Source organism: Mesorhizobium sp. M0152 (assembly GCF_040322415.1).
Taxonomy (GTDB): Bacteria; Pseudomonadota; Alphaproteobacteria; order Rhizobiales; family Rhizobiaceae; genus Mesorhizobium.
The window spans coordinates 1-6,964 of the sequence record NZ_JAMYTH010000087.1 but is presented as its reverse complement, the minus strand read 5'-3'; the positions used below and the strand labels follow the sequence as shown (position 1 = coordinate 6,964).

Here is a 6,964-nt window from a genome sequence, read left to right as displayed (position 1 = left end):
AGAAGCGAACTTCTTCGTCGCCAGCGGCGAGCCGCCCTCGTTCGTGAGGCGTATATAGTCGCCACCAAACCAAACTGTCAACTGCTCATTCAAAGTTTTTGAACTTTTTGCGACAGAAATTTCGAACTCGGTTTGATGACTGCCAGCTGCCGCAACGGAACAGGCACGACCGGGTGGACGGCCACGGGGGAGCCCTATTGCCGCCGCATTGCCGTTCGACACCAAGATCAACGAGCAGGGCGTAGCGCCAACCACGCGCGGCCTGTTCAAGAGCCTGTTGGAAGGGGCGTGCGAGCAGCCAAATCAAGGACGCGCCCGCGCCTTCTCCAGGAGGCCCTATAAGAAGAAGTGCGCGAGGGGGAATTCGACCGGAGCCTGGCGCTTCGTTGACTTCACCTGCCGTGACAGGCAAATGTCACGGCCACAACAAAAGCGACAAGCCGTTCCGCCCGGGGAAGAAGCAGCCTTTCTGGATGCCAGATACGGAAGATGTCATAGCCGAACTCGGCAACGAGCCGCCGCTTATCGCGGACGGCCGCAGCGGCCCGCCCGATCGGCGCGAGGTTTCTGCGCGCTGGCTGTCGGGGACATTTCTCACCGGCGTGACATCGAGCGTGCTGATGGGCGTGGCGCTGTTTGCCGCCCTTGATGGTCGCCAGCAACTGGCGACGCCACCCGAGATCGCCGAGTTGATCAGCCTTGCCGGCAATGGTGATTCCGGCGAGGTCGCCAAGACGACAAGGCTCGTGGCACCGCGTCAGATCGCCAAGGCCAAGGATCGCCGCCGCATGGAAGTGTCGATGGTCACCAAGGTCGGTGACCGCGACGTTATCCACACCATGCCTTTCGTGCAGATCAAGATGGCGCTCGCGGCCGGCCACACCACCAGCCGGGCCTACCCGCCCTTCGATCCGATGCAGGTGTTCGGCGACGACGGCGACGACACCCCCGCGCAGCCGGCGACGGCTTCCGCCGCAGCCGGCCAGATCTACGGCGCCAAGGTCGAAAGCGAGATGAGCCTGAAGACCGTCGATTTCCCGATCGAGACGGCTTCCTTCGACGAGAAGAGCGACCTGTCCGCCGACGAGGTGGAAAAGGTGGTGCGCGAAGCCGGCACCGACCTCAGCGACGGCGCGGTGCAGGTCGCTTCGCTCCATTATGTCGATCCGCAGCGGTTCGGCGAAGCATTCGCCGAAAGCATGGCGGGCTCCTACGACGTGAAGATCGTGCCCGAAAACGTCTCCGTGGCGCCGCGCGCAAACGCCGATGACCAGGCACCGGCTTTCGCCGAGGAAATCATTCCCTTCACCAAGGATACCGACCTCACCGAGGCCTTTGCCGATTCGGGCTATACGGGCGAAGATGCCACCGGCATGGCCGAAGCGATCGGCAAGCTTTTGAACGCGCCGGCGCTCAAGGCTGGAACAGTGCTGCGCGTCGGCCTCGAGGTCCGTGGCGATGCCGCCAAGGTGGTTCGCACCAGCGTCTACGACAGAACCACGCATATCGTCACCATCGCGCTGGACGACCGCGGCCAGTATGTGCCGGCGCAGGAGCCGGATCCCAACCCCGAGTTGCTGACCGCGTTCGATGATTCTTCGGCACCGGTGGTGGTGCGCGGCAACCTGCCTAATGTCTATGACGGCATCTACCGCACCGCCTATTCCTACGGCATGTCCAAGGCGATGACCCAGCGGCTGATCAAGCTGCTGGCAGCCGATGTCGATTTTCAGTCCCGTCTCAGCCCCTCCGACCGGATCGAAGTGCTGTTCTCCCAACCCGATGGCGACGACCAGACTTCGGACAATTCCGAACTTCTCTACGTGTCGGCGACGTTCGGCGGCACGACGCGCAACTTCTATCGCTTCCAGATGCAGGACGGCAGCACCGACTATTTCGACGAGAACGGATCGAGTGCCAAGCAGTTCCTGTTGCGCAACCCGCTGCCCAATGGTCGATTTACCTCCGGGTTTGGTGCCCGCAAGCATCCAATTCTCGGCTATGTCCGCATGCACACAGGCACCGATTGGGCCGCTCCCATCGGATCGCCGATCATTGCCGCCGGCAACGGCGTCGTTGAGAAGGCGGGCTGGGCTGGCGGATACGGCAAGCAGATTATCCTGCGCCATGCCAATGGTTACGAGACGTCCTACAATCACCAGAGCGCTTTTGCCAAAGGCATCGAGACCGGCGTCCACGTCCGCCAGGGCCAAGTGATTGGTTATCTCGGCCAGACCGGTCTCTCCACCGGTCCGCACCTCCACTACGAGCTGATCGTCAACGGCACCAAGGTCGATTCGATGCGTGTCCGGCTGCCGGTCGGCAAGGTGCTGAAGGGCGACGACCTCGTCGCCTTCAAACGCGAGCGCGAGCGCATTGACGACCTTCTGAAGCAGGAAGACGGCAATTCGCTGAAAGTCGCCAGCGCCAAGATCGACGGCTGATCGCTCGGCTTTCAGTCCTGCTGAGTTTCGGCGCGTCGCGACCAGGGCAGCCCCGAGCCGGGAATGGTCGTCCAGGCGACGACCGCCGAAATCAGGCAAAGCAGCGCGGTCATCGAGGAGACCGCGGAAAACGCGGCGTCGCCGGCGGCAAGCCTTGCCGCGTCGAGCGCCGGCGCAAGTCCGGCCGATGCCGGTTCGCCGAAACCAGGCACGCCGGGCGTCGCATTCCCGTCCAGCGCATTCGCGTAGACCCAAGCGGCCAGTGACCCCATAGCCGCCACCGCGATCAAGCCGCCGATGCGCGATACGGCATTGTTGATGCCGGAGGCGGCACCCGTGTCCTTGTCTTCCACCGCCGTCATGATCGCGGTCGACAGCGGCGACACGACCAGCGCCATGCCGAGCCCCATCAGCGCCATCAGTGGAAATACTCCGGTCCAGAAATTATGGATGCCGGCATGGGCGAGCAGTGCAAGCCCGGCAAAGGCGAAAGCCACGACCAGGCTGCCGCTAGCGATTGGAAAACGTGGCCCGATCCGGTCCGACAACTGGCCGACCGGCCCCGACAAAAGCGCGATCGATGCCGACAGCGGCAGAAAGATGAAACCGACTTCGGCCGTGCTCAGCCCCCAGCCGGCGATCAGCAGCATCGGCAGATAGAAAAGATTGGCCGACAGCGCGAAATAGAGGAAGAAGGTCGCCAGATTGGCGCCGGCGAATGCACCGCTGCGAAACAGCGTCAGGTCGATCATCGGCTCGCGCTGGCGGTGCTCGAAAAGGATGAAGACGACCAGCAGCACGGCGCCGGCGCCAATGCTCGGCCCAGCCATACGGCCCTCGTCGCTGGCGCTTATCGAGGTCAGCCCATAGGCGAGCGCGCCGAAGGCCAATGTCGCGAGCGCGCCGCCGCCAAGGTCCAGACTGCGTTTTTCCGCCGGTGCATCGGCCGGGATCTTGGCGAGCAGAAGATAGATCGAAATCAGGCCAAGCGGCAGGTTGATGGCGAAGATGGCCCGCCAGATACCGTCGCCGAACGCCGACAGCACGAAGCCGCCCAGCACCGGGCCAAGTGCGGTGGTCAGCGCCGAAGCCGCCGCCCAGATGCCGATCGCCCGGCCGCGCTCCTTTTTCGGGTAGGCCTTGGCGATGATGGCCAGGCTGCCCGGCACCATGATCGCCGCCCCGATGCCCTGGATCGCGCGAAACGCGATCAGCACGAACGCGTTCGGCGCCAGCGCGCAGGCGAGCGAGGCGGCAATGAACAGCGCGATGCCGGCCACGAAGGCGCGGCGCAGCCCGAACCGATCGCCGGCCGCACCCCCGGCAAGGATCAGCGCCGACAGCGTCAGCGCATAGGCGTTGGATATCCATTGCGCCTCGGCAAGGCTGGCGCCGAGATTGACGCGGATCGCCGGCGTGGCGATGGCCAGGATCGACCCGTCGATGAAACCGAGCGCCGAAGCCAGGATCGCCGCGATCAGCACGAAGCGCCGTTGCGATTGCGGGCAGAACGTTCTGTTGCCGGCCGGGATGGTCAGCGGGACGGCTGCGGCTTGGCTCGGTGAATGCATGGAACCCTGCTTAGACTGCCGATGCGCCGGCAACAACCAGCCAGCGGCTTGCTATCGTTGAAACCAGCCACATTGCCCAGCCAAATCGCCAGCTAGCGGCCGTCGGGATGCAAACGGCGGCAGTCATGCTAGGTTCCCGGAAGGGCAGACCGGGAGAAATCGATGAAGCGCCCACTTGAAGCATCGGCGGAAGGGCGCGGCCGCATAGTCGGCATCACCGACGGGGTGTTCGCCATCGCGCTCACCCTGATCGTCTTAGAGATCAGGGTGCCGGCGCATGAGGCGATCCATTCGGAACGTGATCTGCTTGTCGCGATCGCGTCGCTGGCGCCACGCTTCCTGACCTATGCGTTGAGCTTCCTGACGCTGACCATTTTCTGGTTCGGCCAGCAGGCGCAGCATGGGCTGATCGCCAGGTCCGACAGGCGACTCGCCACGCTGAACCTCTGCTTTCTCGCCTTCATCGCTCTTTTGCCGTTTTCGACCGACCTGTTGGCCGACTTCATCGAGTTCAGAACCGCGGTGGCCGTCTACTGGCTCAACCTGTTGATGCTCGGCGTCACCCTGTTCGCCAGCTGGCATTATGCGGAGAAAAACGGTTTTGTCGCAGAGGATGTCGACGCGCAGACGAAGCGGACGGTCTATCTGCGCATCATCAAGGCGCAGGTGCTGTGGGCGATCGGCGCCGCGCTTTGCCTGGTCACGCCGCTTCTCAGCGTCGGCTTCATTTTGGTGGTACAGCTGATCTACGCGGCAACACCGAGCGCGAGATGGGTGCGCAGGATCGTCGGCTGAGTCGAAGTTGCCCGTTCAGTCGACGAACTCGACCGTCACGCCCGGCGACACGAGCTTCGCCAGTTCGCGCGCGTCCCAGTTGGTCAGGCGCACGCAGCCGTGGCTTTCGGTTTTTCCGATCTTCGACGGGTCCGGCGTTCCGTGGATGCCGTAAGTCGGTTTGTCCAGCGCGATCCACACGGATCCAACCGGGCCGTTCGGGCCCGGCGGAATGGTCAGGATCTTGTCATTCTGGCCCTGCTTGAAATTGATGCTGGGGTTGTAGGTGTAGTTCGGATCGAGCGCGACGCGGGAGACCGCGTGAATACCGGATGGAGATGGCGTGTCCGACGAGCCGATCGTTGCGGGATAGGCCGCGACCAGCTTGCCGGCCGCATCATAGGCGAAGACTTCTTTCTTGCTCTTGTCGGCGACGATGCGGGCAACCGGCGTCGAGACCAGCCTGCCGAAATTGGCTACCTTGATGATCGTGCCCGGGCGATTGAAGTTGGCGTCGGGGTTTAGCGACTTGAGATAGTTCTCGTCCATGTGGAAGCGCTCGGCAAGCGCCTCGGTCACCGACGTGTAGCCCATGCGGTCGAGCTGCGCCTTCTGGCTGTAGTCTTCGGGGATCGAGGCGACATAAGGGCCGGCCGCATCCTCCGGAGTGATGGTGTAATTGGCGAAGGCGTCGCCGCCGGATTGCGCAAGTGCTGCCTGGATGCCGACGGCGTCGGTGGATCGCAGATTGCTGCCGGTGATCTCGTTGTAGGCGGCAAGCGCCTTGTCGACGTTCGAACCGAACCGCCCGTCGATGACGCCCGGCGACGCGCCGCCACGGTCGAGAAGCACCTGAAGTGCGGCAACGTCCTGGCGTGCGCCCAGCGAAAGCGACGGATCGACCGTGGTCTTGCCGCCCTCCCTTGGCGGCAGAGCCGCCTGATCGGTGGGCGCCGCGGGCTGCATAGGGTCTATCGACGCCTCGTCCAGCGGCTGGCGCTTGACGGTGCCCGGCTCTGCCGGCGCCGGCGCGTCCGGATAATTGTTGTCGTAACTGCCGTCGTCCTGCGACGACGGCGGAAAGGCGTCCACCGAATTGTCGCTATTGGGATCGTATTCGTCCGCCGGCGGCGGGATGACCCGCCCCTCCTCTTCCAACTGCTTGCGGCGGAACCGCGCCATGTCTTCGGGATCGTCGAGATAATAGCGGTCGTCGTCGGCAGGGGCACGGCCCAGCTCGCGCAGCCGCATCTCGCGGCGCAATGCGCGGCGATCGAGCCGTGTCTGCGGCGGCTGGATGGCGATGACTTTGCCGGTATCGGCATCGACGATGACGCGATTGCCCCGGGCGTCGTAATAGATGTCGAGATTGCCGTCCTGCGCGACGAGGATGCCGCCGTCAGCGGCGGCACGGACAGGCTTCGGGCCATTATCCCGCGTCGGCGCCGCGAGAGCACCGGATGAGAGCATCCCGGCTGCGAGTGCCGAAAGGATGAAGATCGTGCGGAACATCGTGGCCAAACTCTCCCGTCCGTATTTGCCGCCGCCCGGCATTGTCCCTATACGGCGAACCCCTTCGCCAGCAAACCAGCTACCCAACATATGGTTCCATTATGAACCGGGCATGAAGATGGCGCTTTTCCGGCGTCTCGAGGAATACCCCGTTAGCCTGCGGCAAGCCCCAATTCCTGGCGCGCCTGCTTCGTCAGCTTCAGGGCGACAAGGCGATGGCTTTCGCGCAGATAGTCCTTCAGCGCGGCATCATCCATGCTCTGGCTTGTCCGACGCTGGATCCATTTCATGCCGCGCGAGGCCAGATAGGGCGCGGGCCGCAGGCCCGGCTGCTCCTTGAGAACATCATAGGCTATGTCGGAACATTTGAAGGTGACGAAGAGCTGTTTGTCTTCCTGCCAACCGCCGATGGCAAAGACCTTGGCCCCGACCTTCCAGACATGAGCGCCGCCCCATTGCACGACGTGGGTCGTCGCAGGCAGCGAGGCGCAGAATCCGTTATAGTCCTCAAGCGTCATCCCTGCCCCGCTTTTCTAGGAAACGGGGGGGGGGCGGGGGGGGGCGGGCGCCGCGGGAAGGGCCCGGGCGCGGGCCGCCCGCCCGGGGGGGGTGGCGGGGGAATAAAGCCGGGGGGGGCGCGGCGCGCCACGAGGGGGGGGGCGG

General features: G+C 64.1%; 6 protein-coding genes. 2 read left to right on the top strand and 4 right to left on the bottom strand.

The genetic code is table 11. The annotated features are described in order from the left end of the window. The coding region (locus NKJ26_RS32865) for a hypothetical protein (protein ID WP_352699986.1) at nucleotides 1-222 on the bottom strand (222 nt) is incomplete at its 3' end. Between the two features lie 251 nt (nucleotides 223-473). Between NKJ26_RS32865 and NKJ26_RS32860 the strand changes: the two genes are divergently transcribed. Beyond that, nucleotides 474-2,444, top strand: coding sequence for a M23 family metallopeptidase (locus NKJ26_RS32860; protein ID WP_352608318.1), 1,971 nt, complete (start codon nucleotides 474-476; stop codon nucleotides 2,442-2,444). A gap of 11 nt (nucleotides 2,445-2,455) precedes the next feature. Here the strand turns inward: NKJ26_RS32860 and NKJ26_RS32855 are convergent, their stop codons facing one another. Beyond that, nucleotides 2,456-4,015 carry an MFS transporter gene (locus tag NKJ26_RS32855; protein WP_352699984.1) on the bottom strand — a complete coding sequence of 520 codons (1,560 nt, stop codon included), beginning with the start codon at nucleotides 4,013-4,015 and terminating at the stop codon, nucleotides 2,456-2,458. A gap of 162 nt (nucleotides 4,016-4,177) precedes the next feature. Here NKJ26_RS32855 and NKJ26_RS32850 point away from each other — a divergent pair, with 162 nt between their 5' ends. Further along, nucleotides 4,178-4,810, top strand: coding sequence for a TMEM175 family protein (locus tag NKJ26_RS32850; RefSeq protein WP_352699982.1), 633 nt, complete (start codon nucleotides 4,178-4,180; stop codon nucleotides 4,808-4,810). Between the two features lie 15 nt (nucleotides 4,811-4,825). Here NKJ26_RS32850 and NKJ26_RS32845 read toward each other — a convergent pair whose 3' ends face one another. Both NKJ26_RS32845 and NKJ26_RS32840 read right to left on the bottom strand, forming a co-directional pair. Continuing rightward, nucleotides 4,826-6,301, bottom strand: a complete 1,476-nt coding sequence (locus NKJ26_RS32845; protein WP_352699980.1) for a L,D-transpeptidase family protein — start codon at nucleotides 6,299-6,301, stop codon at nucleotides 4,826-4,828. A 152-nt stretch (nucleotides 6,302-6,453) separates the two neighbouring features. After that, nucleotides 6,454-6,819 carry an MmcQ/YjbR family DNA-binding protein gene (locus NKJ26_RS32840; protein WP_352608326.1) on the bottom strand — a complete coding sequence of 122 codons (366 nt, stop codon included), beginning with the start codon at nucleotides 6,817-6,819 and terminating at the stop codon, nucleotides 6,454-6,456. Nucleotides 6,820-6,964 lie beyond the last annotated feature (145 nt).